The sequence below is a fragment of the Francisella frigiditurris genome (assembly GCF_001880225.1).
Taxonomy (GTDB): domain Bacteria; phylum Pseudomonadota; class Gammaproteobacteria; order Francisellales; family Francisellaceae; genus Francisella; species Francisella frigiditurris.
In genome coordinates, this window is sequence record NZ_CP009654.1 from 1,586,613 (window position 1) to 1,612,500 (window position 25,888).

The window sequence follows — 25,888 nt, forward strand, 5'->3', positions numbered from 1 at the left end:
AAAGAGAACATTATTATGAAAAAATATATATTACTAAGTATAGCTATATTAACAATTCCTTTTAAAGCTTTTGCTTTTTCAATATTTGATGGGCCAATTACCGTACCTACTGAGAAAGCTTATGTGTTACATCAACATAGAGGAGATAGTGGGCTTCCAAACATTGGTGAAGCTGATGTTAATACAACTTTGTTAGTTTATAGCATTCAAGCTCAAGCTGTAAAATCTACTGATATGTTTTACATAAAAGACAATCAAATACATCAATTTGAAAATAGTGCATGGGCTGTTCCAATAAGTAAAATGCTTACTGTAGCCTTATTTGAATACATCTTAAATACAAATGCAGTTACTCGACTTGCATTTCAAGATATAAATATACGTCAAGACTTTACTTTATCTGGTACGACCCCGTATGGACCTATTCTAAACTTAGATACACATAAGTTTTATTTCTATATAACTTTCTATTTAACTAATGAAAAAACTAAAAAAACTCTAATTAAAACAATAAAGTTTGAGAAAAGTGACATTGGTGATAATATAACTGCTGATCAATACGTTGATTTAACCAATATAGCTATTAATGACATATTTGCTCAATTAAGACCATGGTTAATAGAACATTTAAAAATTGAAAAGAACAAAAAAGCCCCTCCTTCTTTATTATCTTCTTTAAAAATAACTAGCAATAAATCCAATAACTCCTCCAAAGATACCTCCCCAGACAACTAACCAAGCTAAATGCTCTCTAATTATTTGTTGAATAATATCTTTTACCATTTTAGGAGTTAACTCATCCAATCTAGAATTTACAATACTTTCTATTTTCTCCTTAGCCATACTAGAAATACTTAAATTATCAAAATGTACATTTTTCAAAAGATCACTAATCATTTTATCTATTTTCTCTATAAACTTTTCTCTTAAACTCTCCAGTCCTGTTCTCCCACCTAAAAACATATCTATCATTGAGCCATAACTACTAGACATTATTGCATCAATAAAGCTATCAAAAATTTTATTATAATCTAACTTTTTAACTAAGGTCTCTTTTAGTATAGGCTCCATATCTGAAGTGCTTAGAAACTTTTCTATATTTTTTTCAGAAAAAAACTGATGCATTATCATATTTTTTATAGCTCTTTTAAAGTTTTCAAATTTGTTAGGAATTATTCCAGAACCATAAACAAACGGAATTTTTTCGAATAACATATATATTGCTATCCAATTTGTGATAGCTCCAGACAACGCATAAAAACCTACAGATTTTATTTGTTGATTGCCCATATATACACCAATCACTGCTAAAAGTAGTGCAATTAAATTAGTTAAAAAACTTTTATTTATAGAAAACATCTCCGACCTTCTTCTCTACTCTATTAAATTTTTATATATTATATAATAGTAAAATATTTAGATTAATTAAAAATATCTAATGAGAACAATTCGTGGTTTTTTTCCTGAAATTAACAAATCTCTTATAGAAACTGAGATATCAGGAGAATATTATAATTATTTTAAAAATGTTCTAAGGTTAAAAAAAGGCGATTTAATAAACCTTTTTAATAACAAAGATAGCTTAGAATATATTACTAAAATAAATAACATTTCAAATAAACACTTAACAATCAACATCATTGACTCTATAAAGATTGAAAAAGAAAATAATTACAATATAAATCTATATCAATCAATTATTAAAAATGAGAATTTTGATTTAGTTGTTCAAAAAGCTACAGAGCTAGGAGTTAATAATATAATTCCTATAGTAACTGATCGAACCAATCATAAGTTTGACCATAAACATTTTGATAAAAAAATTGATAGATGGCAGAAAATTGCTATTAATGCTTCTGAACAATGTGGTAGAGTATTTATACCCAAAATACACGACATTATAAACTTATTTGGAATAAATTTTACTGATGCTTTAAATATAGTCTTATGTCCATACACTAAAAATAAAGAAAATAGCATAGAATTAAATATCACATCTAACAATAACTTTAACATTTTTATAGGACCTGAAGGCGGTTTTACTGATGAAGAAGTTAAGTTCATAAACAGCCAAAACAATAGTCTAACCATGAATTTAGGTGATAGAATTTTAAAATCAGAAACAGCTCACATAAGTTTAATTTCTATAATAAACTTTCTAAAACAAAAATAGCTATTATTTATCAATAAAATTGCATACAGCTTTTTTAAGTGCTTTAATTTATAGTTAGTGATATTTTTTATGAGACAATCTCATGCAACAAAGAAAAACTTTATCGGCTCCCTTTTGGATTGTTTGGACAATAGAATTTTGGGAAAGATTTGGATTCTACGGCTTCCAAGCTATTATTTCACTATACTTTACCCGTAAACTTGGAATTAGTGAAAAAGAAACTATCTTTTTAATGGGATCAATGTTTGCTTTTACATATGGTTTTGTTTGGGTTGGTGGTTATTTAGGTGACAAAGTACTTGGTGCCAAAAGAAGTGTTGTGCTTGGGTCTGCTATACTTGCCATTTCTTATTGTTCTTTTAGTTTTGCAAGTCACAGCACTATTTATTACACATTAGCAGGGATAATTATTGGTAATGCTATATTTAAAGCTAACCCTTCTTCATTAATATCAAAGATGTTTGAAAAAGGCGATTCTCGCTTAGATGGAGCTATGACTCTCTACTATATGGCTATAAATATAGGGTCTTTATTTTCAATGAGTATAACACCAATAATTTCCGAAGTTTGGGGATACAAATATGCCTTTACTGTTTGTGGAATAGGTCTTATTACAGGACTTGTTGCATTTTTTCTTTTTTATGGAAAAATGAAAACTCTATATACTGATGCTGGAAGTAAACCTCTAAATAAAACAAATCTTGTTTACACTCTAGCTGGCGCTTTAGTTGCTCTTCTAATAATTGCCAATATATTGCCGAACACTAAATTATGTATAAGCTTAACAGCTATTGTAGTAATTATTGCTACTACCTACTTCTTATATATAGCATTTTCTTCAAACAGTTATGAGAGAAATAGAATGCTTGTGGCTCTAGTTCTTATAATCCAAGCTATAATATTCTTTGCTTTATATTTTCAGATGCCTACTACACTTACTTTTTTTGCTGTACATAATGTAGAAATGACTATTTTTGGATGGGATGTACCCGCAGCACAATATCAAATGCTAAATCCTTTCTGGATTGTACTACTATCACCTTTATTGACTATAATATATAGAAAAATCAATTCCAGCCACGCTAGTAAATTCTGCTTTGGAATGGCTATGATGTTAGTTTCATATGCCACTCTTTATATAACGAAATATTTTGCAGTAAATGGAATGGTATCTGGCTGGTGGTTAGTAGCATCATACGCAACATCATCACTAGGGGAACTTCTAATTTCAGGACTTGGATTAGCAATGGTAGCTGAACTCTGCCCTGCTGCTTTTTCTGGTTTTGTTATGGGGTTCTGGTTTATTTCTAGCATGATCGCGTCATATCTTGCCTCTTACATAGGGTCTTTTATTGCTGTTCCTGAGGGTGATACTTTAACAGCTAAACAAAGCTTAGATACATATACCCATGTATTTGGAGTAATATCTCTTGCCCTAATAATAACGACTATAATAATGGTTATTTTAATCCCAACATTGAATAAATACATTAAAGGTCTACACACAATCGAAGATCATAAAATGGACAATGTTTAATCAAAGTTATAAAAAAATTTTCTTTTTTTGTTAAAATATAACCACATATATATTTGATATTATTTTTATGACAACGTTCTCAAGAGAAACATGGCTAAATAACTACCCTGAATATACTCCTCATAAAATAGAGAAAAACTACCAGACTTTATTAGACTTATATGATGAAGCAATTTCTCAATACTCTAATAGAATAGCTGCCACATGTCACTCTGAAGAATTTTCTTTTAAAGCGATTAATAAACTGTCATCAAAATTAGCTAGCTATTTACAAAATGAATTAAATATCCAAAAAGGTGATAGAGTAGCTATAGTCTTACCTAACTGTATACAATTTATAGTTAGCCTTTTCGCATGCGTTAAAATTGGAGCTGTTTTTGTAAATACAAATCCTCTCTATACTGCTGAAGAGCTTAAAGCTATATTTAATAATTGTAATGTTAAATGTGCTATCGTTATGGACATGTTTGCTAATCATATACAAAAAGCTAAAGATGATATTCCTTCTTTAGAGCATACTATTGTAACGAATATCGCAGACTTATATTCATTCCCTAAAAAACAAATCATTGGTCTTGTATCAAAACATCTAATTAAAAATAAACCTAATTATGATAAAAGCCAATTCATAACTTTCTCAAAAGCTCTTTCAGGTAAAGAAAACAAATATCTAAAACCTAATATATCTAAAGAAGATATCTTATGTCTACAATATTCTAGTGGTACAACAGGAACTCCTAAGGGTGCAGTATTAACTCATGATAATTTAGTATCTAATATTAAACAAGTTTGGGCATGGGTTAATGGTGATTTAGACCTTTACTCACAAGTTGTTATAACAGCACTACCTTTGTATCATATATTTTCACTGAGTGCTAATCTATTATGTTTCTTCTTTGCTGGTGCAAAGAATATCCTTATCCCTAATGCTAGAGACATAAAAGATCTAATAAAAACGATGTCTAAAAATGAGTTTACTATTTTTAATGGCCTTAATACTTTATATATGGCCTTATTAGACCATCCTAATTTTGACAAAATAAACAAATCAAAATATAAATATTCCTTAAGTGGCGGAATGCCAATATCTAGGAAGATCTATTTAAAATGGCTAGATAGAACAGGTGTTGAACTTAAAGAAGGATATGGAATGACCGAAATGTCTCCTGCCATTTCATTAAATAAGTTTAATGAGTCAGAGTTCGACTACTTTGGAACATGCGGTTACCCAATTCCAAATACTGAACTAAGTATAAGAGATATAAAAACTTTTGAAGAAATACATAACTGTTATGATGAAGGTGAGATTTGGTTAAAAGGTCCGCAACAATGTCAAGGTTTCTGGAATGATGATGAAAACAATAGGCTCTACTTCACAGATGATGGCTGGTTAAAAACCGGAGATATTGGATATATAGATAAAAAAGGCCGTCTTACTATTACAGATAGATTAAAGAATATGATTATAGTTTCTGGCTTTAACGTCTATCCTAGAGAAGTTGAGCTTTGTATATCTAAACTTAAAGATATACGAGAGGTTGCTGTTACAGGAATTCCTTCCAAAACATCTGGTGAAAGAGCTATTGCTTTTATTTCTTTAACTCAAGGATCTAAGCTATCAGAGCAAGATATAATTAATCATTGTAAAGAAAGACTTGCAAGCTATAAAGTTCCTAAAACTTGTATTTTAATTGAAACATTACCAAAAAATAATACTGGTAAAATTGATATTAAAAAATTAAAAGCTGACTTTTTAAGCAAATAAATATCGGGGTTATAAATAATTTAAAACGTGTTATAATGCATAACTAATTTTCTATCCTCATTCTTTTGATAAATGCAAGAAACAGAGATAAAAAGCCCCGAAAACTTTTGGACTCAAAAAAAAACCATCATCGCTCTAGCGATTAGTTTATTAGCTCTTGCTGAAATTGTAGATTTAACTATTGTTGCTGTTGCAATACCTCAAATAATGGGTGCTGTTGGCGCTAATATCGAAACCATTGCCGATGTTACAACTATATATATTGTAGCAGCTGCCATTTGTATTTTACTTTCAGGTCTTGTAATTGAAAAATATGGGATGAAGCGTGTCGCTCTTGTTTCTGCCATTATTTTTGGAGTTTCTTCTGCTCTTTGTGGCATATCAACATCTTTAACTGAAATGATTATTTTCAGAGGGTTACAGGGTATAGGAGGAGCTTTCCTTCCATCTCTAGCCCAAGCATATATATCCACAAATTTTAAGAAAGATGAATTCAATAAAATGATGGCTGTATATAGTATGGTTATAGTAATGGGTCCCATATTAGGACCAGTACTTGGTGGGGCTATAACTGAAAATATGTCTTGGCGTTGGATATTTTATGTAAATGTCCCTATTTGTTTAGTAGCTGGAATCATGATTTTTATTATGATGGACAATACAAAAATCAAAAATATAAAAATTGATTATATTAGTTTTGGTTTTATGGCTATTGGAATTGGCTGTCTAGAGCTTTTTGTTGATAATGGCAACACAAATGGCTGGTTTGACTCTATTGAAATAATCATTCTTCTAGCAATAGCCATAATTGGAATAGGTTTTTTCTTATGGCGCGGAATCACATATTCATCTGTTATCAAACTAAGTATATTTAAAAATCTAAACTTTGTTATAGCTTCATTTTTATGTTTTACCTTTGTATTACTTTTTTCTGCTGCTATGGCATATTTACCAACTATGTTGCAGCAAATATACAACTATCCCGTTGATTTAGCAGGTTATATTACTGCTCCACGAGGAGTCGCTGCCGCAGCTACAGCCATAGTAGCTCAAGGATTTTTAATTAAAAGAATTGGTTGTCGTACTACAATGAGTTCAGGAATGGTGATTTTTGCTATTTCATCATTTATGCAAGCACATTTCTCTAATGTTCCGAGTGAATTTCATATTCTGACAACAACAATGCTACAAGGCGTTGGGATGATGTTATTTTTTATACCTTTAATGCAAATGGTAACTGTTGGCATTAAAGAGGAAGATATGGGAGACATGTCTGGAGCTTTTAACTTCTTTAGAAACTTTGGTGGTTCGGTAGGAACAGCTTTTGTAGCAACAATAATTTCTAGAGCTCAACAAGTAAATTTTCAAGAAGTAGGAAATAGCATTTCTGCCTTAAGTCCAAACTTCCAAGCTTGGTCACAAAGCTCCCCATTCAACGATTTAACAACTCAAGTTGCTATGGCTCAACAACAAGTTTTATTCCAAAGTAGCTTAATGAGTTATTTAGACTCCTTTTATATTGTAGGTTTAGCTAGTCTAGGATTAGCAGTTTTCCCATTTTTTTTAAAAGAGCCTCCTAAAGATGCTCCGGCTGTGATGGGACATTAAAATTGTGTTAGTTTTTATTTAAAAAGGTTTTGAAATGTCTGAAGAAGAAAATAAAGAACTGAAACAAAATAAGTTTTCACCAAAAAAAATTGCTATTGGATTAGGAATAATAGCAGTTACTTTCCTAGGAATTTATGGATATTACTTATATAACAAAATATATCCAAGCACTGATAATGCTTATGTAGATGCTGATATAATAAACATCTCTGCAAAAGTGGGCGGTTATATAGATACTGTATATGTTAAAAATAACTCTTATGTTCATAAAGGAGATAAACTCTTACAAATCGATCGATCTAATTATGAGCTTCAAGTTGCTCAAGCAACAGCAACTTTAGAGGAAGCTAGAGGACAATTAGAAGCTGCAAAAGAGCAAATATCTATAGCTAGTTATAATCTTGCTAAAGCTGAATCCAGCTTAGAAATGGCATCTCATATGGCTACTCGTTACAATGAGCTATTTAAAGAAGGTGCTGGTTCACAACAAGATGCCCAAAAATATACAGACCAAAAAACTCAAGCTTTAAAAGCTGTAGAACAAGCTAAATCTTCATTAAAGCAAGCAGGTATTCAAGCTACCATAGCAAAAGCACAGGTTGATGCTGCTAGTGTTGGTCTAAGCAATGCAAAACTAAATTTAAGCTATACTAGCTTAACAGCTCCGGCTGATGGATTTATTTCAAACTTAAAAATTTACTCTGGACAATTAATTGCTCCTGGTCAACCATTATTCGGATTTATTGATGATAAAAAATGGTGGGTAAATGCTAACTTTAAAGAAACAGACATAGCAAGAATAAAACCTGGCCAAAAAGTATCTGTTAAATTAGATATGTATAGCCATACTTATACAGGTACTGTTGATAGCTTAAGTTATGCTACTGGCTCTGTTTTCTCTTTATTACCAGCAGAAAATGCAACAGGTAACTGGGTTAAAGTAACACAGCGATTCCCTATAAAAATAATATTAGAAGATAGTCAAAAATATCCTCTAAGAGTTGGTGCTAGTGCTACAGTTAAAGTTGATACAATTTAAAGGTATTAAATGAAAGTAAGAAAAATAATATATAAAGGATCTATAATATTATCTGTCACTTTTTTAACAGCATGTAGCTTTTTTAGTCCAGAATATGAAAGACCCAAAACTGATACTCCTAATATGTGGCTAAATGAAGGCGACACTAAAACAATTGACAAGCAAAAATGGGATCTGCCAAAATTAGCTTGGTGGAGATTATTTAACGATCCTCAATTAAATAGTTTTATTACTATAGCTCTAAAAGATAACCAACAATTACAAGTTGCGATTGGTAATATAAAACAAGCTGAAGCAGAAATAGAAAAAGCTAATTACGCATGGTTACCAACAGCATCTGTTGGTGGTGGTGGTTTTATTGGCCAAGCTTTTGGAACAAATGTTAACTCAAGCATCCCTCAAGCTAAACAGTTCTTGTCACAAGGTACTGAGACTTTTGGCGGTTCTTTAGTTGGTGTTGTGCCAAGCTATACTATAAACCTTGTTAGGGAAATAAAGATTGGAGAAGTTGCAAGATATAGTAAAAAAATGCAAACAGAGTTGAAAAACACTACTCGCTTATCAATAATAACCCAAGTTGCAGCTTCATATTTTTCTTTAGTTACGGCTAAAGCTCAATTAGATCTTCAAATAAGAAAAGTTGAAGAGTATGAATTATTACAATACTTTGCTCAAAAACAATATGATGCTGGTGCAGCCTCTTCTCTTTCTATTAAGATGATTAATCAACAATTAGAATCTGAAAGAGGAAAAATAGCTGGCATAAAAAATGATATTGTTCATTTTGAGAACTCTCTAAGTGTCCTAATGGGTCAAAATCCTAGCAAAGTTGTATCTGGTAAAACCTTGAATGAAATAAATACATCTCATGAAGTTCCAGTAAACTTACCAGCAAAAGTATTAGAGAATAGACCAGATATAGCTATAGCAGAATATAGATTACAAACAGCTAATGCCAACATAGGTCTTGCACGATCTCAGTTTTTCCCAAGTATCGACTTAACAGGTGCTTTTGGTAACGCTACATTAGCTCTTGCTCAATTAGCAACAATGAATGCTGGTGTTTGGGCTGCTGAAGCTGTTGCGGCAGTTCCAGTATTTAATATGGCTATCTTAGCAGATAGTGATAAAGCAAAAGCTCAATTCTATCAAGGTTATTATGAATACATAAACACCATCCACAAAGCTCTACAAGATGTAAATGATAGCTTATCTGAACATTCTTCTGCAAAAGAAACTATGAAAAGAGATATGTTAGCTTTAGAGGCAACTAATGAACAAACTATTATTTTCAACAAAAAATATGAAAAAGGTGCTATTAGCAAAATGGAATTTACTGGGGCATCTATAAATAATACAAATGCCCAAATGCAAGTTAATCAGACTAAATTAAAAGAACTAATTAGTATAGTTAACTTATATCAATCTCTTGGAAGTGGTTATGATGTAGATAACCATATGAATGTTATTGAAAGTAATCCTGCTTGGGATAAATAATTAAGTCTTATATGAAAATCATAAAAAATTTAAATATAAAAGAATACACAGAAAAACTTGTTAATTGGCTTAAGAAAAGCTGTGAAAACTATCCTGCTGAAGGATTTGTCATTGGAATTAGTGGTGGCATCGATTCTGCTGTTTGTGCTTCATTATTAGCTAAAACCAGTCTTCCAGTAACCGCTCTTATTATGCCATCAGAAAATAATTCAGATAATGATAAATCTGATGCTCTAGAGTTAATAAAGCAGCTTAAGATACCATACTTCATTGTTCCTATCCAAGATTTTTATGAAAAATTTCTAGAAACTACTCAGTTATTTGAGAATAAAGAAAATAATAGGCAGCAGGTTATAAAAGGTAACGCTCAAGCTAGATTCCGCATGATGTATCTATATGCTTATGCTCAACAAAATAATAGAATGGTTGTTGGAACAGATAATGCTTGTGAATGGCACATGGGTTACTTTACTAAATTTGGCGATGGTGCTGCAGATATTGTTCCTATTATTAATCTAAAGAAGTCACAAGTATTTGATATCGGTAGATATTTAGATGTTCCTAAAAATATACTAAATAAAGCTCCATCTGCTGGTTTATGGCAAGGTCAAACTGATGAAGATGAAATGGGCGTCACATATAACGAAATAGATGATTTTTTAGATGGTAAATCAGTCTCTGATGGTGCTTTAGATAGAATAAACTTCTGGCACAATCGTAGCCATCACAAAAGAAGAATGCCTTTAGCTCCTGACTTTAACTAAATTAAAAGATAAAGCCAAAAATTTACACTTAAAAAACTAAATATTGTTGTTATAACTACAACAAATGTCTGAGTATTAGCCTCTTCTCCTAAATTATACTGATTAGCAATAATATAGTTATGAGTTGCTGTCGGCGTAGCACACAATAAGACAAGTGCTAATAGCAAAGTATGATTAAGACCAAATAATACTCCAAGCCCCAAAGCTATGAAAGGGAACAACATAAGCTTTAATAAGGATAAAACACAAATAAAATATAGCTGGCTATCTAATCTCAATTTTCTTAAACCATAACTACATGACAAACCTATTGAAAAAAGAGCAATAGGTGCTGAAGCTTTTCCTAAAAAAGAAAAAGCATTAAACATATTTTCATTTAAAGATATTTTTAAACTACCAAATAAAAAACCTAATATTGATGAAACAATTATAGGATTTGTACATATAACTTTTAGAATTCTTTTTACTACAAAATAAATACCAGCTCTTTTGTCGATATTTGTTGAGCTGCAGACTTCTATAATCAAAACAGAAACTGTAAAAAATATAATATTTTGTATTGCCATTAAAGGAACTGTCAAAACAGCAGATGAGAAAATAACTATAAATAATGGTATAGCAAAGTATGCTCCATCAACTTGTGATACAGACATCGTATTTAAAACTGATACCACAAATGATGTCTTAAGAAACTTCATGCTAATAATAAAGCTTATAAAAATCATTATAACCATAGCTAATACATATGAAAGAGCATAGCTAATATTTAAATCATTAACGCTTGTATGATAACAGCTTAGAAACAATTGCATTGGCAACAAAACATAAAAAACTAAATGTATAAAAGTTTTATCTGAACCTTTAGGAAATATTCTACTAAAGCCTAATAATAAACCTAAAAAAATAGTAAAAAATAAAACAAAAGTGGTATTAAAAACACTAAGCATGTTAGTAGCATCTATAAAACAAAATTATTACGATTATAATATAAAGAAAGAAAAATAGGTAAAAGTTAAGAGTGGCTATTCAAAGAATTTTTTAGCATAGTCTTTTACATTATCAAACCAAGTCTTACTCTTAGGTGAATGCTTATTTTCATATTCTTCACCTAAACTATCTGCAAATTTTTTAAGAAGTTCTTTCTGATCAGCAGTTAAATTCACAGGAGTCTCAACAACTACTTTACATAAAAGATCGCCTCTTCTATGACCTCTTAATGATTTCATTCCTTTATCTCTAAGCCTAAATACTTTTCCTGTTTGAGTCTCTGCAACGACTTTAAGTTTTACTTCCCCATCAAGTGTTGGAACCTTTATTTCTCCGCCAAGACAGGCTGTAATAAAACTAATTGGCATTTCACAGTATAAATTAGACTCTCTTCTTTCAAAAATACTATGCTCTTTTATAATTATTTGAACATACAAGTCTCCATTAAGTGCTCCGTTCAAGCCAGCATCACCCTCACCATGCAATCTAACTCTATCGCCACTATCAACACCTTCAGGTATTTTAACTTTTAGCGATTTATGCTTTCTAACATTTCCTTTACCATAACAGTCCTCACATGGGTCAGCAATATTAGATCCAGTACCATTACATACTGGACAAGTTTGTTCAAATGCAAAAAAACCTTGTTGTCTTCTAATGGTACCTTGTCCACCACATGCATGACATGTAGCTTTTGTTCTAGATTTTGAGCCTGTACCATCACAAGTTTCACAACTAGACATTTTAGGAATAGTTATCTCTTTCTCTACGCCATGGAAAGCTTCTTCAAGAGTAATTTCTATAGAGTACTCTAAATCACTACCTCTAGATTGCTCACGTGATCTTCCTCTAGCATTTCCTCCAAAGAATGTATCAAAAATATCTTCAAAAGCAGCTCCACCACCAAAGCCACCACCAAAGCCACCACCAAAGCCACCACCATGACCACCTTGCTGATTAACTCCTGCATGGCCAAATTGATCATAAGCAGCTCGCTTTTGATCATCACTCAAAATTTCATAAGCTTCAGAAACTTCTTTGAATTTTATTTCTGCTTCTTTATTCTCTGGGTTTCTATCAGGATGGTATTTCATAGCTAACTTACGGTAAGCTTTTTTAATCTCCACACCTGTAGCTGTTTTAGATACACTTAAAACTTCGTAATAACATCTTTGTTGCATAATAAAATAAATCCATAAAAATTAAACTAGGACATTATACCAAATAAGAAAATGCGGATAAACCGCATTTGTTTGATTTAAGAAATTAACTTAGATACTATTTTTTATTATCATCTACATCTTCAAAATCAGCATCTACAACATCATCATCTTTTTTAGCTTCAGTTTCCGGTTGAGCTTCTGCTCCTCCAGCTGCTTGTGCTTGTTCAGCATAAGCTTTTTGAGCTATTGGTGTAAATACTTCTTCTAAAGCTTTAGTTTTAGCTTCAATATCATCTTTATTATCAGTTTTAATAACTGACTCTAAATCTTTACATGCCACTTCTATTTTTTCTTTTTCATCAGCAGATACTTTGTCTCCTAACTCAGATACTGCTTTTCTAGCACTATGAACTAGATTATCTGCAGCATTTCTTGCCGCAACAAGCTCATGGAACTTTTTATCTGACTCGGCGTTAGCTTCTGCATCTTGTACCATTTTTTCGATATCATCTTCAGATAAACCGCTTGAAGACTTAATCACAATATTTTGTTCTTTTCCAGTAGCTTTGTCTTTAGCTGATACATTCAAGATACCATTAGCATCAATATCAAAAGTTACTTCAATTTGTGGCATTCCACGAGGTGAAGGTGGAATATCAGCCAAATCAAATCTACCTAGAGATTTGTTTGCTGAAGCCATTTCTCTTTCTCCTTGCAACACATGAATTGTTACAGCTGGTTGGTTATCTTCTGCTGTTGAGAACACTTGCGACTTCTTAGTAGGAATAGTCGTATTTCTCTCAATAAGCTTAGTCATAACACCACCCATAGTCTCAATACCTAATGAAAGTGGAGTTACATCTAGTAAAAGTACATCTTTAACATCACCCGCTAAAACACCACCTTGAATAGCAGCACCTATTGCTACTGCTTCATCAGGGTTTACATCTTTACGAGGTTCTTTACCAAAAAACTCTTTTACTTTTTGTTGTACTAATGGCATACGTGTTTGTCCACCAACTAATAAAACATCAGTGATATCAGACTTACTTAGGCCAGCATCTTCTAAAGCTTTTCTACAAGGCTCTAAAGATCTCATTACTAAATCACCTACTAAAGATTCAAACTTAGCTCTAGTGATTTTTATATTTAAGTGTTTTGGTCCTGTAGCGTCAGCTGTAATATATGGTAGGTTAACATCAGTTTGTTGTGCTGATGATAATTCTACTTTAGCCTTTTCAGCTGCTTCACGAACTCTTTGAAGAGCTAATTTATCATTATGTAAATCTATACCTTGCTCTTTTTTAAACTCATCGATTAAGTAGTTCATTAATGCAACGTCAAAGTCTTCACCACCTAAGAATGTATCACCATTAGTTGATAATACTTCAATTTGGTTATCTCCATCAACATCTGCAATTTCAATTATTGAAATATCGAATGTACCACCACCTAAGTCATATACAGCTATTGTTTGCTCACCTTTTTTAGAATCAACACCATAAGCTAAAGCTGCAGCTGTTGGTTCATTAATGATTCTTTTAACATCAAGACCTGCAATCTTACCAGCATCTTTTGTTGCTTGTCTTTGGCTATCATTAAAATACGCTGGAACTGTAATTACAGCTTCAGTAACTGGCTCACCTAAAAAGTCTTCAGCAGTTTTTTTCATTTTTCTTAAAATTTCAGCTGAAACTTGAGGAGGAGCCATTCTTTTACCATCTTTTGTAGCTACCCATGCATCTCCGTTATCCGCTTTTATAACACTATAAGGAACTTTCTTTTTAATATCTTCCTGTACAGCTTTGTCATCATACTTACGACCAATCAATCTTTTTATCGCAAAAAATGTATTATCTGGGTTTGTGACAGCTTGTCTTTTTGCTGCTTGACCAACTAAAATTTCTCCACCATCTGTGTAAGCTACAACTGAAGGTGTAGTTCTATGCCCTTCAGCATTTTCTATAACTTTAGCTTTTTTACCATCCATTATAGCTACACATGAGTTAGTTGTACCTAAATCTATCCCTATAATTTTTCCCATTATTTTATCTCCTTTTTATTTAAACTTTTTATAGCTATTTTCAGCTACATTAATTTTGAATATGATGTTATAAATCTTTTTTTCAAGTATTAATTTTAATTTTTTACAACTACAACCTTTGCTGCTCTAACAACCCTTCCATTTAGTAGATAGCCTTTTTGGAAAACATCAAAAACAGTATCATTCTCAAGTTCTGGATTAGGTATCATAGCCATAGCTTCATGTAAATTAGGATCAAACTTTTCACCTTTTGGATCTAACTCTTCTAATCCATTCTTTTCAAGTGCATCTAAGAACATTTTAGATGTAAGCTCAATTCCTTCTTTCATTGCTATAGCTTCTTCCAACTTAACCTCATGCTTAAGAGCTTGTTCTAAGCTATCCATTATCGGCATAAGTTCCCTAGCAAATTTTTCTATTCCAAATTTACGAGCATTAGCAACTTCTTTTTCTGAACGCTTACGAATATTTTCCATCTCAGCTTTAGCTCTTAAAACCTCATTAAACATCTCTTTGTTTTTATTTTCCAACTCTTCTATAACTTCTTTTGCTTTTTCAAGTTGCTCTTCTATCGATGTTTTATGATGCTCTTGATCAAGCTCAACCTTCTCTAAATCTTCAGAATTTGACTCATTTAGCTCATCTATTTGATCTTTTTTCATTTCACTCATTTAACAACCTTTTATTTTTGAATCATTAATACTACAATCCTGTATATGTGACTGTTTATAATATTTTTCAAGTATTTTTTTAAATGAGATTTGTAAAAAGAAGTTTAACGCTTAAAAAAACATCTATACTATCAATATTATTACTATTGAGCCTCGATGCTATAGCACTTGACCTATTTGAACCTAAAAATAACGAAACCGTAGAAAAATTTCTAGGAAACAAATACTCTGAAAATGTTACTTACACTGAGTCAGACTTTAAATACCTTGGCCATTGGGATAATGGCAATCAATTAAATTCTTTTAATGCTTTCAAATCTTCTTGTTATAAAATTCTTGATGATTCTAATCCTGAGTATAAAAATTGGATTGCTGTCTGTAAAAAGGCTATCTCCTTAACTCCAAAAACAGATAGTGAAGCTAGAGTTTTCTTTGAAACTAACTTTACACCATATGAAATTCTTAATAACAATTCCGCTCATGGTTTATTTACCGGATACTATGAGCCTATAATTAAAGGAAATTTAACTAAAACAGATGTATATAATGTTCCTATTTATAAAACGCCAGAGGATCTTATAAAAATTACAAATAAAAATGATACTTTCTCATATGGAAAGTATAATAATGGTTCACTTGTTCCATATTATTCAAGAGAGGAGATTTCAAAAAATAATCTGTTTCCTAAAGACGATGTTCTTGCTTGGGTTAGTTCTAAAGTTGATAGATCATTCTTACAGATTCAAGGCTCAGGAAGAATTGTTATAGAAAATGGCAATGATGTATTATTAGGCTATGATAGCCAAAATGGCCATCCTTATCGACCAATAGGTAGATATATTCTAGAAAAAGGATATATGGATGCCAAAAATATATCTATGCAATCTATAAAAGAGTGGTTAAATCAAAATCCTAGTAAAATGGATGATGTTCTAAACTATGATCCATCTTTTGTGTTTTTTAAGTATTTAAATGCTAAAAATGCCGTTGGTGCACAAGGCGTCGAGCTCACACCTGGCTACTCACTAGCAGTCGATAGTAAATATTACTTATATGGAATACCAATATGGTTAGAAACCGACTACTATAAAGATGAGCAACAGAATAAAGAAAATATTAATAGATTAATGATTGCTCAAGATACTGGTGGAGCTATTAGAGGGCCTATTCGCGGCGATGTCTTCTGGGGACATGGTCCCGAAGCTGAGTTTAATGCTGGCCATATGAAAAATTATGGAAATATTTGGATATTATTACCTAATTACTCATGACAAAACACTTTGATATTATAATAGTTGGTGGAGGCATTTCTGGAATAAGTTTTGCTCAAGAAATGACCAAACAAAACATAAACTACTGTCTATTTGAAAAAAATGAAATCGGCGGTTGTATAAAAACAAAACATTATAAAGATTTTTGGTTTGAGCAAGGAGCCCATACACTTTATAACTCTTATGGCAATACAATATCTTATATAGAAAAAAATAATCTTTTAGATAAAATTATTAATCGAACAAAACTACCGTTTCTATTTGTCACTTCAAATAATAAAGTCCAAAGTTTAATTAGAAACTTAAACATTTTTTCTCTTGCTTTTAACTTTATCAAAAATAAAAATATCTCAAAAATAGATAAAAGCATTTCTGAGTATGCAACAAAAGCTTTTGGAGAAAAAAACTACAATAATACTCTAAAATATTGCTTTGATGCGGTTTTATCTCAAAATAGCGAATTTTTTCCTATGGAGTATTTATTTAAAAAATATCCTAGAAACAAAAATTTGCCAAGAAGCTTTACCTTAGAAAAAGGTCTAAGCTCTTTATTTGCAGAAAGTAATAAATTAAATATTAATAATGAAGAAGTATTAAATATAAAAAAATTAAATGATAACTGGGAAGTAACTACTAAAAACAATACATATACTGCTAAAAACATCTGTTTAGCTACAGAATGGGGCAATACTAAAAAATTACTAGAAAATATTGCTCCAGAAATATCTGAACATTCATTCCAGCCAACCACATCAGAAATATATAGCACATCGATTATTATTAACTCTAAAGATATAGAATTTAAGAAAATTGCAGGATTAATAGGAAAAGAACAATTTTTCTACTCTACTGTTTCAAGAGATATAATTAATCATCCAAATTTACGAGCTTTAACTTTTCACTGTAAAAAAAATAATGGATCAGAAAATTTATTAAAAATATCTAAACTACTTAAATTAGATTTAGATAAAGTACTAGATATACAAATAAAACAAAATACTCTTCCTTGCTATAATAAAAAACATTCTTTATTTATTAAAGATTTAGATAATTTTTTACTTAAAAATACTGGAATTTATTTAACAGGAAACTTTTTTGATAGACTTGCTATAGAAAATTGTATTAAACGCTCATATACTGAGGCTCTTAGATATACTAACAATAATACTTAAGGTTATTAAATGTTAAAAAAATTTTTATTAGCTTTCACTCTTATTTTTCCATTAACTGTTATTGCAGATAATAATCAAGTTTATCAAGCTGGAACTATAACAGCTCTGACTAATGGACAATACGACGCTTCTATAACATTAAAGCAGTTAGAGGAGAGAGGAAAATACGGTTTAGGGACTATTGATGGTGCAAAAGGAGAAATGATTATTTTTAATGGTAAAGCCTATTTAAGTGACATTTCTGGCAAAGCAGTTCCATTAAAAGATGACGTAACTGTTCCTTTTGCTGATGTTTTCAGCTTTAAAAACCCAGATCTAAACACAAGTTACGAAAACCTAAATAGTGAAAAAATCCTAGATGATATAATTAATGAAAGATTATCTGGACCAAACTACTTTTACATATTTAAAATAACTGGAAAATTCTCAAATATTCATGCTAGAACTATTCCTCCTGCAAAAAAAGGAATACTCCTCAGTGACTGGATAAAAGAAAATCAAAGATTTCATGATTTAAAAAATGTTGAGGGTACTCTTATTGGAATATATAGTCCAAAATATCTTTCTACTATTGCCGTACCAGGCTTTCATTTTCATTTCATAAATAAAGATAAAACAGAAGTTTATCATGTTTACAACTTTGACACTGAAAAAGTAAATTTAGAAGTAGAGAAAATAAATGATTTCACAATTATGCTACCAAATATAAAAGAATATCAAAATGGAAAAATTACTGATATTAGCCACGATACAATAAGTAAAATGGAAGAAAGTAAATAATATATTAAGCTTTTGCCTTTCTTCTTTGAAAATGATTACAAAAAGTGTATAATTACGACTGCTTAAAATTTTAAAGTAGAGCAAGAAATTAAAAACTTACTTGTTATATAAACTGGAATTTTTTGTAAAAACTGAGTAATTGATAACTATAAAGGAAAACAAAGATGAAAACGTTTACTGCAAAACCATCAGACATCAAAAGAGAATGGCTTTTGATTGATGCTTCAGATAAAACATTAGGTCGTCTAGCTACTGAAATAGCTATGATACTAAGAGGTAAAAATAAGCCAGAATATACTCCTCATATGGATACTGGCGACTATGTTATAGTAGTTAATGCTGAAAAAGTGGCTGTAACTGGTAACAAAAGAAAAGACAAAGTTTATAATCGCCATACTGGTTTTATAGGTGGTCTTAAAACTGTTTCTTTTGAAAAGCTAATTGCTACTCATCCTGAAAGAGCTATAGAAACTGCTGTAAAAGGTATGCTTCCTAGAAGTCCTTTAGGTCGTGCGATGTTCAAAAAACTAAAAGTTTATGCAGGAAATGAACATCCTCATACAGCTCAACAACCAAAAGCATTAAACATATAACTTAGAAGGATAGTAGAATAATGTCAGAATATAATTATGGTACAGGTCGTCGTAAAAGTTCTGTAGCTCGTGTCTTTATGAAAAAAGGTACTGGTCAATTTATTGTTAATGGTCTTCCATTAGAGCAATATCTATGTCGTGAAACAGACTGCATGGTGGTAAAACAACCTTTAGAATTAACAGGAAATGCTGATAATTTTGATTTCAAAGTAACTGTTAAAGGTGGTGGTACTACTGGTCAAGCTGGTGCTATCAGACTAGGTGTTACTAGAGCGCTTATTGAGTACAGTGAAGATTTAAAACCAGCTCTTCGTGAAGCTGGTTTCGTAACTCGTGACCCTCGTAAAGTTGAACGTAAGAAATTTGGTCTTAGAAAAGCTCGTAGAAAAAGACAATTCTCTAAGCGTTAATACTATCATCTTTTTATTATCTATTCTTTTTATTTTGTTTTACACTAGGAGGAAAAACCTTGGTCTTATATACAAAAAAAGATGACATCTATAGTGATATAGTTCGCATGATTCTTTTAATTAAAGGAGCTAACTTAAAAGTTATAGATATTTCTAAAGATGAAAATGCCAAGCATTTAGAAGAGCTAAATATTATTACTCCTAACTGTAATGTTCCTAGTGTTGCAACTGATGACTTTGTAGTATATAGGTTAAATGTAATTGTAGAGGCTATTGAAGACTTATATCCTTTTCCACCTTTATTCCCTGTTTTTCCTAAACAAAGAGCTAATGCTAGAATACTTCTAGAGTATGTTAATAAAAACTTCTTACAAAAAATAAACTCTTTATACAATGATGAACTATCTGAAGAAGAGATATCTGAAATCAAACAAGGTTTACAGAAAAATATTATGGAAACATATAAAACTGTAGTTAATGAAAGAAAGATTAATTTTGAGAGCAATCCAGATGCTCAAAATGTTAATGTTTTAACTTTAATAATGACTTTTGTGTTTTATTATTTTATTAAACTTAAGATTTCGATACCTACTAAGGATAAAAATCTCATCAAAGAGATTAAAGAATTATTTAATAACCCTAACTTTGTAAAAACCATTAAGGAAGGAGCATAAATATGGCTATGCTTAGATCTTATATTGTAAAAGCTACTTATAGCTGGTTAACAGATCATGGATTTACTCCATATATGTTAGTTGATACAGAGTATGATGATGTAACTGTTCCTGAAAACTATATTGAGGAAGATGGTAAAATCTTATTAGACTTATCTCCTCAAGCAATACAGAACTTACATATATCTGATAACCAAGTTACTTTTGATGCAACTTTTGATGGGGAGTTTATGTCTATAGTCATCCCTACTGAGGCTATACTTGAACTATTTTCAAAAGAAACAGAACAAGGGATATATGCTCGTGAGTTTGGCTATGGCATTAATGTCAATGAGGGTGAAGATGAAGAGTCTACTAATCCTAAAAAGATAGATGAAAACTCTAAAAATAACAATAACATTTTAACTCTTGACTAAAGCTTTAACAATTCCATAATGGGCTTATAGGTTCTTCTATAAATATCTAATATTCCAAATTCTTTTATTTTTTCTACATGTTCTTTGGTTGGATAACCTTTATGCTTATCAAAACCATATTTAGGAAACTGCTTAGCATACCCTAAACATATATTATCTCTATATACTTTAGCCAAAATAGAAGCGGCTGATATTTCTGCTACTTTAGAATCTCCCTTAACTATAGCTTCTGAATTATAATTCCATAAGGGTAGCCTATTTCCATCAACTAAAACTTTATCAAACTGACCCGTTAAATTATCTGCTACTTTCTTCATTCCATACATAGTTGCTTGTAATATATTCATTTGATCAATTTCTTGAGCTGTAACTTCTACAATATCGTAAGCTTTTGCTTTTTCTATTATTTCCATATACAAAGCTTCTCTTTTTTTTGCTGAAAGCTTTTTAGAATCAGTTAAACCTTCTATTTTATATTTTTTATCAAAAATAACTCCAGCAACGACCACTGGACCAACTAAAGGCCCTCTTCCAGCCTCATCAATACCTAAAATAAACATATATTATTTCTCACTATTCAATGAACTTAAAAAACCTCTAAGTATATTAATTTCTTGGCTTTCTAATTCACTTCTTTGAAACAATCTCTTAATTTTATCCATAACATAGCCAGGATTCTCTGAATTTAAAAATCCTGAGCTTATCATAGATTCTTCTAAAAAATCATAAAATTTCTGACTTTCATTTATAGTAGCTTTCTTATGTAAATAGTTATAATCAGGTACATAACGCTGCTGTTCACTACTTAAATAGTTTTTATATATTTCATATGAAACCAATTGAACGGCCTGAGCTAAGTTTAGAGAGGTATATCCTTCATTTGTTGGGATATAAGCATGAATATTACTCATTAAAAGTTCTTCATTAAATAAGCCCGTTCTTTCTCTACCGAAAAGTATAGCTACCTTCTGTTTTGAATATATTCTTTTAACACACTCTTTTGCTGCGACCTCTATAGGCTCTATAGGCAAAGATACTCTTCGAACTCTAGCACTAGTGCCTATAACATAATCTATATCCTCTAGCGCATCTTTTAAGGTAGAAGTTATTTCTATATTTTTTATAATATCAGTCGCATGACTAGCTAAAGCTAAAGCTTCATCATTTACTTCATTTTTAGGATTTACTAGACAAAGCCTAGTTAATCCCATATTTAACATCGCTCTTGCTGTAGAGCCTACATTACCATTATGGGAAGGTTCAACTAGAATTATTTTTATATTTTTTAAGAAAGATAGCTTATCTATCATAATTCAGACTCTTTATCACCTATCATTAAACTATAAAACTCTTCAGCAGCTTTTATCTTTTCCAACTTAATTTGTGTTTTTTCTTTTTTTAAAAAGGACGCTAACTCTTTTAATAACTCAATATGCACACTTGTTATTTTTTTTGGAAAAAAAACTGCTACTACCATTTCAATATTTTCTTTAGCTTGATAATCATAATATTGATTTTTTAGTGTAGTAATAATTATTTTTGTGGAAATAAGACCTTCTACTCGACAATGAGGCATATATATCTTTTTACCGATATATGTATTACCCAGTCTTTCTCTATCATAAATACTTTTTATAACATCATCTTCTAAAACATTATTTGATGTATCTGCTAACCTACTAGCTAAGAATTCTATTAGCCTTTTTTTAGATTCGATATTAAGATTAAGTATTATATTTTTTTTCTCTAATAGAGCTTTAAGATTCATAAATAAGATAATTTAGAAGTTGAATAGTTTATTATTCGCCATGATGTCCTTTTAATTTATTTTTATGTTTTCTTAACTGACGTGCTAATTTGTCTTCCATCATATCTATAGCTGCATAAAGATCTCTATCCTCTGCTTTTGCAACTATTTCAACACCAGGTACTCCCACTATAGCTTCAGCAACTTGAACTTCTTTTTCTACAGATAAAATCACTTTAGCAGATACAATGTGATCAAAATAATGCTCAACTTTACCAACCTTTTCTTCAACATATAGTTTTATTGCTTCTGTAATTTCAACATGTCTACCTGTGATTTGAATATTCATTAAATGCCTCCATAAAAATATTTTTTAGAATATAAATATTTGTGTTTATTACTACCCTATTTTAATAATAGTCTAAATGTTATACTTGTACGCATATTATACTAATTTAATAAGGTAAATAAAAGAAATGAACGTACGACTAAGACAAATATTAGCGTCAATTATTTTAGGTGCTTTTGTTATTATTTCTACTATTTTGTTAGCTCCTTTTTTATTATTTTTCTTTGCTTTTATTCTAATATTTTCTTTAATAATTAGAATGAAGATAATAAAAAATAACCCTGATTTTTTTAAAAATTACCGTTTTAATAAAAAAGGTAGAGTAATAGATCAAGAAGAAGATATAAACAATCAACAACCTAAAAATAAAAATTTAAATATAAATGACTAATAATGACACTATTGTTGCAATAGCAACTCCACAAGGAAATGGCGGAATAGGAATAGTTAGAATATCTGGATCAAATGCATTAGCTATTGCTAACAATCTAATAAAAAAGGACTTAAAACCTAGATATGCTACTTTCTGTCATATTTATGAAGATAATCAAATAATAGACAATGGTATAGCTATATTTTTTAAAAACCCTTACTCATATACAGGTGAAGATACAGTCGAAATCCAAGCACATGGCAATCCTATAATATTAAATATGATTATCAAACTAGCTATAAAACTAGGAGCTAGGATGGCTAAAGCTGGCGAATTTACAGAAAGAGCATATTTAAATAATAAAATAGATTTAGCTCAAGCAGAGGCTGTAGCTGATTTAATAAATGCTTCATCAGAATTAGCTGCTAAATCAGCTGCTAGATCTTTACAAGGTGACTTTTCAAAAGAAATCCATAGCCTTCTAGAAAAACTTATTTATCTTAGAATGTACGTTGAAGCCTCTATTGATTTTCCTGAAGAAGAAATAAATTTCATGGAAGATCAGAAAATACACAATAGTCTTAAAGATATCTACACATCTATAGAAAAAATAAAAGATAATTGTAAACAAGGAATTATTCTTTCTGAAGGAATAACTTTAATACTCATAGGAAAACCTAATGTTGGAAAATCTAGTTTATTAAATGCCTTATCAGGTAAAGAAACTGCTATTGTAACTCCTATTGCTGGAACTACAAGAGATATAGTAAAAGAGCATATACAAATAAATGGAGTTCCCGTCCATATTATTGATACAGCTGGTCTTAGATTTAGTGATGATATAATAGAAAATGAAGGCATTAAAAGAGCTATAAAAAAAATCCAAGAAGCTGATCAGATTTTATTTATAAATGATGATCCATCAAAAGTTACATTTAATGAAATCAAAGAGGTTATACCTGAATTTTATGAACAAATTCCTAAAAATATAGATATTACATTTGTCCATAATAAAATAGATTTACTAAATACTATTCCAGAAAATACTAACAATCATGTTTATATTTCTGCTGATAAAAATATTGGTATAGATAAACTTAAAAATCATATTTTAGCTAAAGTTGGCTATACTGCACAAAATGAAAGTATATATACTGCTAGAGAAAGACATATAGATGCTATTAATCGAGCTTTTGAACATATTGCGCTTGCTAAAGAACAATTAAATATCGGTAATGGCGAACTTCTAGCAGAAGAACTTTTAATAGTTCAAGAATATTTAAATAGTATAACAGGTGAATTTAGTTCTGATGATTTATTAGGAAAAATTTTTAGTAGCTTTTGTATTGGAAAATAATTAATCGATTTAAAGGTTTTTAGCATTTTTTTTTGTTAGAATCGAAGCAATTTAAATATAAATATATCTATAAAAATGCTATCTCTAATTGGTAACACTCCTATAATAAAACTGAGAAACTCTTCTAAACATAATCTTTTTGCAAAATGTGAATGGCTAAATCCTACAGGAAGCATAAAAGATAGAGTTGGAAAATATATTATTGAACATTTAAAGAATGAAAATATATTAAAGCCTCAACAACCTATTGTTGAAGCAAGTTCAGGAAATATGGGAACATCTTTAGCAGCTATAGCTAAATACTATAATCACCCCGTTTATATAACCTGTCCTGAAAAAACAGGTTCCATGAAAAGAAGCATGATCAAACAATTAGGTGGTAATTTAACTATATGCAAAAATATTACAGATTCTGAAAATCCTGATTATTATGTAAATAAAGCTAAGAAAATTTCAGAGGATATAGACGGTTATCTTATAAACCAATATGATAACCCATTGAATACACTCTGTCACTACAATAAAACAGGCTATGAAATTATAGAATATTTTATAAAAAATAATATATATTTAGATTATTTTATTACTGTTGGTGGCTCTGGAGGAACCATTACTGGTTGTGCTAAGAAAATTAAGGAATACTTTCCGAACACAAAAATAATTATGCCAGATCCAAAAGGTTCCGTATATTATGATATTTTTTATAATGGAAAGCCTAATAATGATAATATTTATAGTTATAAGGTAGAAGGTCCTGGCAACCCTGTATTTTGCAAGTCCATGGATTTATCATATATAGATGAAATTATACAATTTGATGATACTAATGCTATAAATTCTTGCCTTGAATTAGCAAATGAACAAGGAGTTTATGCTGGTCATAGTAGTGGTGCTAACTATTTCATAGCAAAAGAATTACTAAATAGTTTACCTCATGATAAGTCTTACAATATTCTTATAATGATTCTAGATAGTGGAATGAAATATACTTTTAATTAATTTAGTCAATTATAAAGGCTAACAAATTTATTTATAGAAAAAGTAAACACAAACAATAATTTAAGAGTCTTTTAGAACGAAGAAAGCCCCGCTAAGGATTACTTAGAGGGGCTTTAAATGGAAAAAGATGGCGACTACCTACTTTCACCTAGCGAATGCTAGACTATCATCGGCGTGTTATAGTTTCACTTCTGAGTTCGGAATGGGATCAGGTGGTTCCTACAAGCTATCATCGCCAAAACTGTGTTTTGGGTTATATATCTTTTATAAAAATATTTAACAATTTAGCATAGAAATAGACTTAAGTCTCTCGGATCATTAGTACTGGTAAGCTACACGCATTACTGCGCTTCCACATCCAGCCTATCAACGTCGTAGTCTCCAACGTTCCTTACTAGCTCAAAGCTAGAGAGATCTAATCTTGAAGGAGGCTTCCCGCTTAGATGCTTTCAGCGGTTATCCCTTCCGAACGTAGCTACCCGGCAATGCTTCTGGCGAA

General features: G+C 30.6%; 27 protein-coding genes and 2 rRNA genes (1 of these 29 running past the window's edge). 18 read left to right on the forward strand and 11 right to left on the reverse strand.

Going from position 1 to position 25,888, the window contains the following annotated elements:
* Positions 1–15: 15 nt before the first annotated feature.
* Entirely contained in the window at positions 16–735 is a 720-nt protein-coding gene (locus tag KX01_RS07915) for a hypothetical protein (RefSeq protein ID WP_071664474.1), read from the forward strand.
* Here the strand turns inward: KX01_RS07915 and KX01_RS07920 are convergent.
* Complete coding sequence (locus KX01_RS07920) at positions 676–1,359, reverse strand: DUF445 family protein (RefSeq protein ID WP_083578921.1); 684 nt, start codon at positions 1,357–1,359, stop codon at positions 676–678. The genes KX01_RS07915 and KX01_RS07920 overlap by 60 nt on opposite strands.
* A gap of 79 nt (positions 1,360–1,438) precedes the next feature.
* Here KX01_RS07920 and KX01_RS07925 point away from each other — a divergent pair, with 79 nt between their 5' ends.
* The 7 genes from KX01_RS07925 to nadE all read left to right on the forward strand — a co-directional run bounded on the left by KX01_RS07925 (position 1,439) and on the right by nadE (position 10,383).
* Positions 1,439–2,173 carry a 16S rRNA (uracil(1498)-N(3))-methyltransferase gene (locus KX01_RS07925; protein WP_071664475.1) on the forward strand — a complete coding sequence of 245 codons (735 nt, stop codon included), beginning with the start codon at positions 1,439–1,441 and terminating at the stop codon, positions 2,171–2,173.
* Between the two features lie 82 nt (positions 2,174–2,255).
* Positions 2,256–3,710 (forward strand): oligopeptide:H+ symporter, encoded by a 1,455-nt coding sequence (locus KX01_RS07930; RefSeq protein ID WP_071664476.1) that lies wholly within the window; start codon positions 2,256–2,258, stop codon positions 3,708–3,710.
* Between the two features lie 67 nt (positions 3,711–3,777).
* The gene (locus KX01_RS07935) at positions 3,778–5,475 is read left to right on the forward strand and encodes a long-chain-fatty-acid--CoA ligase (protein ID WP_071664477.1); all 1,698 of its coding nucleotides are present in this window, start codon (positions 3,778–3,780) and stop codon (positions 5,473–5,475) included.
* Between the two features lie 72 nt (positions 5,476–5,547).
* Positions 5,548–7,083 (forward strand): MDR family MFS transporter, encoded by a 1,536-nt coding sequence (locus KX01_RS07940; protein ID WP_071664478.1) that lies wholly within the window; start codon positions 5,548–5,550, stop codon positions 7,081–7,083.
* Positions 7,084–7,117: 34 nt separating this feature from the next.
* Entirely contained in the window at positions 7,118–8,122 is a 1,005-nt protein-coding gene (locus tag KX01_RS07945; protein ID WP_071664479.1) for an HlyD family secretion protein, read from the forward strand.
* Between the two features lie 9 nt (positions 8,123–8,131).
* The gene (locus KX01_RS07950) at positions 8,132–9,619 is read left to right on the forward strand and encodes an efflux transporter outer membrane subunit (protein WP_071664480.1); all 1,488 of its coding nucleotides are present in this window, start codon (positions 8,132–8,134) and stop codon (positions 9,617–9,619) included.
* Positions 9,620–9,630: 11 nt separating this feature from the next.
* On the forward strand, positions 9,631–10,383 hold the full coding sequence (gene nadE / locus KX01_RS07955; RefSeq protein WP_071664481.1) for an NAD(+) synthase: 753 nt from the start codon (positions 9,631–9,633) through the stop codon (positions 10,381–10,383).
* Here the strand turns inward: nadE and KX01_RS07960 are convergent.
* The 4 genes from KX01_RS07960 to grpE all read right to left on the reverse strand — a co-directional run bounded on the left by KX01_RS07960 (position 10,380) and on the right by grpE (position 15,248).
* On the reverse strand, positions 10,380–11,330 hold the full coding sequence (locus tag KX01_RS07960; RefSeq protein ID WP_071664482.1) for an AEC family transporter: 951 nt from the start codon (positions 11,328–11,330) through the stop codon (positions 10,380–10,382). The two genes, nadE and KX01_RS07960, sit on opposite strands and share 4 nt — an antisense overlap.
* A 75-nt stretch (positions 11,331–11,405) precedes the next feature.
* Entirely contained in the window at positions 11,406–12,551 is a 1,146-nt protein-coding gene (gene dnaJ / locus KX01_RS07965) for a molecular chaperone DnaJ (RefSeq protein ID WP_071664483.1), read from the reverse strand.
* Positions 12,552–12,648: 97 nt separating this feature from the next.
* Complete coding sequence (gene dnaK / locus KX01_RS07970) at positions 12,649–14,577, reverse strand: molecular chaperone DnaK (RefSeq protein ID WP_071664484.1); 1,929 nt, start codon at positions 14,575–14,577, stop codon at positions 12,649–12,651.
* A 95-nt stretch (positions 14,578–14,672) separates the two neighbouring features.
* A complete protein-coding gene (gene grpE, locus KX01_RS07975) occupies positions 14,673–15,248 on the reverse strand; it encodes a nucleotide exchange factor GrpE (protein WP_071664485.1) in 576 nt (191 codons plus the stop codon).
* Positions 15,249–15,331: 83 nt separating this feature from the next.
* On the opposite strand from grpE, the gene mltA reads away from it, so the two are divergent.
* From mltA to mglB, 7 genes are all read left to right on the forward strand, one after another.
* Positions 15,332–16,519: a murein transglycosylase A gene (mltA, locus tag KX01_RS07980; protein ID WP_071664486.1), complete on the forward strand. Its 1,188-nt coding sequence runs from the start codon at positions 15,332–15,334 to the stop codon at positions 16,517–16,519.
* The gene (locus tag KX01_RS07985; protein ID WP_071664487.1) at positions 16,516–17,691 is read left to right on the forward strand and encodes an NAD(P)-binding protein; all 1,176 of its coding nucleotides are present in this window, start codon (positions 16,516–16,518) and stop codon (positions 17,689–17,691) included. The genes mltA and KX01_RS07985 overlap by 4 nt, the downstream gene beginning before the upstream one ends.
* Positions 17,692–17,700: 9 nt before the next feature.
* Entirely contained in the window at positions 17,701–18,471 is a 771-nt protein-coding gene (gene budA, locus KX01_RS07990) for an acetolactate decarboxylase (protein ID WP_071664488.1), read from the forward strand.
* A 164-nt stretch (positions 18,472–18,635) separates the two neighbouring features.
* Positions 18,636–19,064, forward strand: coding sequence for a 50S ribosomal protein L13 (gene rplM, locus KX01_RS07995; protein ID WP_071664489.1), 429 nt, complete (start codon positions 18,636–18,638; stop codon positions 19,062–19,064).
* 20 nt (positions 19,065–19,084) lie between these two features.
* Positions 19,085–19,474, forward strand: a complete 390-nt coding sequence (gene rpsI / locus KX01_RS08000) for a 30S ribosomal protein S9 (protein WP_071664490.1) — start codon at positions 19,085–19,087, stop codon at positions 19,472–19,474.
* Positions 19,475–19,533: 59 nt separating this feature from the next.
* Complete coding sequence (mglA, locus tag KX01_RS08005; RefSeq protein WP_156860392.1) at positions 19,534–20,148, forward strand: transcriptional regulator MglA; 615 nt, start codon at positions 19,534–19,536, stop codon at positions 20,146–20,148.
* A 2-nt stretch (positions 20,149–20,150) separates the two neighbouring features.
* Complete coding sequence (gene mglB, locus KX01_RS08010) at positions 20,151–20,564, forward strand: transcriptional regulator MglB (protein WP_071664491.1); 414 nt, start codon at positions 20,151–20,153, stop codon at positions 20,562–20,564.
* On the opposite strand, the gene rnhB is transcribed toward mglB, so the two are convergent.
* The 4 genes from rnhB to hpf are packed head-to-tail and all read right to left on the reverse strand — an operon-like array spanning position 20,561 to position 22,660.
* The gene (gene rnhB, locus KX01_RS08015) at positions 20,561–21,124 is read right to left on the reverse strand and encodes a ribonuclease HII (protein ID WP_071664492.1); all 564 of its coding nucleotides are present in this window, start codon (positions 21,122–21,124) and stop codon (positions 20,561–20,563) included. The two genes, mglB and rnhB, sit on opposite strands and share 4 nt — an antisense overlap.
* A gap of 3 nt (positions 21,125–21,127) precedes the next feature.
* Positions 21,128–21,874 (reverse strand): RNA methyltransferase, encoded by a 747-nt coding sequence (locus KX01_RS08020; protein WP_071664493.1) that lies wholly within the window; start codon positions 21,872–21,874, stop codon positions 21,128–21,130.
* Positions 21,871–22,332 (reverse strand): PTS sugar transporter subunit IIA, encoded by a 462-nt coding sequence (locus tag KX01_RS08025; RefSeq protein ID WP_071664494.1) that lies wholly within the window; start codon positions 22,330–22,332, stop codon positions 21,871–21,873. Before KX01_RS08025 ends, KX01_RS08020 begins: the two co-directional genes overlap by 4 nt.
* Before the next feature lie 31 nt (positions 22,333–22,363).
* Positions 22,364–22,660 (reverse strand): ribosome hibernation-promoting factor, HPF/YfiA family, encoded by a 297-nt coding sequence (gene hpf / locus KX01_RS08030; protein ID WP_071664495.1) that lies wholly within the window; start codon positions 22,658–22,660, stop codon positions 22,364–22,366.
* 127 nt (positions 22,661–22,787) lie between these two features.
* Here hpf and KX01_RS08035 point away from each other — a divergent pair, with 127 nt between their 5' ends.
* From KX01_RS08035 to KX01_RS08045, 3 genes are all read left to right on the forward strand, one after another.
* The gene (locus KX01_RS08035; RefSeq protein WP_071664496.1) at positions 22,788–23,051 is read left to right on the forward strand and encodes a hypothetical protein; all 264 of its coding nucleotides are present in this window, start codon (positions 22,788–22,790) and stop codon (positions 23,049–23,051) included.
* Entirely contained in the window at positions 23,044–24,390 is a 1,347-nt protein-coding gene (gene mnmE, locus KX01_RS08040) for a tRNA uridine-5-carboxymethylaminomethyl(34) synthesis GTPase MnmE (protein ID WP_071664497.1), read from the forward strand. Before KX01_RS08035 ends, mnmE begins: the two co-directional genes overlap by 8 nt.
* Before the next feature lie 75 nt (positions 24,391–24,465).
* Positions 24,466–25,389: a PLP-dependent cysteine synthase family protein gene (locus KX01_RS08045; protein WP_071664498.1), complete on the forward strand. Its 924-nt coding sequence runs from the start codon at positions 24,466–24,468 to the stop codon at positions 25,387–25,389.
* Between the two features lie 125 nt (positions 25,390–25,514).
* Here KX01_RS08045 and rrf read toward each other — a convergent pair.
* A 5S ribosomal RNA gene (gene rrf, locus KX01_RS08050) occupies positions 25,515–25,629 on the reverse strand.
* A gap of 57 nt (positions 25,630–25,686) precedes the next feature.
* Positions 25,687–25,888, reverse strand: a 23S ribosomal RNA gene (locus KX01_RS08055) (it continues 2,685 nt past the right edge of the window).

What these genes read in the sequence shown, in the direction of transcription:
- KX01_RS07915 (WP_071664474.1), top strand. Translation starts at nt 16, where the DNA reads ATGAAAAAATATATATTACTAAGTATAGCTATATTAACAATTCCTTTT.
- KX01_RS07920 (WP_083578921.1), bottom strand. Translation starts at nt 1,359, where the DNA reads ATGTTTTCTATAAATAAAAGTTTTTTAACTAATTTAATTGCACTACTT.
- KX01_RS07925 (WP_071664475.1), top strand. Translation starts at nt 1,439, where the DNA reads ATGAGAACAATTCGTGGTTTTTTTCCTGAAATTAACAAATCTCTTATA.
- KX01_RS07930 (WP_071664476.1), top strand. Translation starts at nt 2,256, where the DNA reads ATGCAACAAAGAAAAACTTTATCGGCTCCCTTTTGGATTGTTTGGACA.
- KX01_RS07935 (WP_071664477.1), top strand. Translation starts at nt 3,778, where the DNA reads ATGACAACGTTCTCAAGAGAAACATGGCTAAATAACTACCCTGAATAT.
- KX01_RS07940 (WP_071664478.1), top strand. Translation starts at nt 5,548, where the DNA reads ATGCAAGAAACAGAGATAAAAAGCCCCGAAAACTTTTGGACTCAAAAA.
- KX01_RS07945 (WP_071664479.1), top strand. Translation starts at nt 7,118, where the DNA reads ATGTCTGAAGAAGAAAATAAAGAACTGAAACAAAATAAGTTTTCACCA.
- KX01_RS07950 (WP_071664480.1), top strand. Translation starts at nt 8,132, where the DNA reads ATGAAAGTAAGAAAAATAATATATAAAGGATCTATAATATTATCTGTC.
- nadE (WP_071664481.1), top strand. Translation starts at nt 9,631, where the DNA reads ATGAAAATCATAAAAAATTTAAATATAAAAGAATACACAGAAAAACTT.
- KX01_RS07960 (WP_071664482.1), bottom strand. Translation starts at nt 11,330, where the DNA reads ATGCTTAGTGTTTTTAATACCACTTTTGTTTTATTTTTTACTATTTTT.
- dnaJ (WP_071664483.1), bottom strand. Translation starts at nt 12,551, where the DNA reads ATGCAACAAAGATGTTATTACGAAGTTTTAAGTGTATCTAAAACAGCT.
- dnaK (WP_071664484.1), bottom strand. Translation starts at nt 14,577, where the DNA reads ATGGGAAAAATTATAGGGATAGATTTAGGTACAACTAACTCATGTGTA.
- grpE (WP_071664485.1), bottom strand. Translation starts at nt 15,248, where the DNA reads ATGAGTGAAATGAAAAAAGATCAAATAGATGAGCTAAATGAGTCAAAT.
- mltA (WP_071664486.1), top strand. Translation starts at nt 15,332, where the DNA reads ATGAGATTTGTAAAAAGAAGTTTAACGCTTAAAAAAACATCTATACTA.
- KX01_RS07985 (WP_071664487.1), top strand. Translation starts at nt 16,516, where the DNA reads ATGACAAAACACTTTGATATTATAATAGTTGGTGGAGGCATTTCTGGA.
- budA (WP_071664488.1), top strand. Translation starts at nt 17,701, where the DNA reads ATGTTAAAAAAATTTTTATTAGCTTTCACTCTTATTTTTCCATTAACT.
- rplM (WP_071664489.1), top strand. Translation starts at nt 18,636, where the DNA reads ATGAAAACGTTTACTGCAAAACCATCAGACATCAAAAGAGAATGGCTT.
- rpsI (WP_071664490.1), top strand. Translation starts at nt 19,085, where the DNA reads ATGTCAGAATATAATTATGGTACAGGTCGTCGTAAAAGTTCTGTAGCT.
- mglB (WP_071664491.1), top strand. Translation starts at nt 20,151, where the DNA reads ATGGCTATGCTTAGATCTTATATTGTAAAAGCTACTTATAGCTGGTTA.
- rnhB (WP_071664492.1), bottom strand. Translation starts at nt 21,124, where the DNA reads ATGTTTATTTTAGGTATTGATGAGGCTGGAAGAGGGCCTTTAGTTGGT.
- KX01_RS08020 (WP_071664493.1), bottom strand. Translation starts at nt 21,874, where the DNA reads ATGATAGATAAGCTATCTTTCTTAAAAAATATAAAAATAATTCTAGTT.
- KX01_RS08025 (WP_071664494.1), bottom strand. Translation starts at nt 22,332, where the DNA reads ATGAATCTTAAAGCTCTATTAGAGAAAAAAAATATAATACTTAATCTT.
- hpf (WP_071664495.1), bottom strand. Translation starts at nt 22,660, where the DNA reads ATGAATATTCAAATCACAGGTAGACATGTTGAAATTACAGAAGCAATA.
- KX01_RS08035 (WP_071664496.1), top strand. Translation starts at nt 22,788, where the DNA reads ATGAACGTACGACTAAGACAAATATTAGCGTCAATTATTTTAGGTGCT.
- mnmE (WP_071664497.1), top strand. Translation starts at nt 23,044, where the DNA reads ATGACTAATAATGACACTATTGTTGCAATAGCAACTCCACAAGGAAAT.
- KX01_RS08045 (WP_071664498.1), top strand. Translation starts at nt 24,466, where the DNA reads ATGCTATCTCTAATTGGTAACACTCCTATAATAAAACTGAGAAACTCT.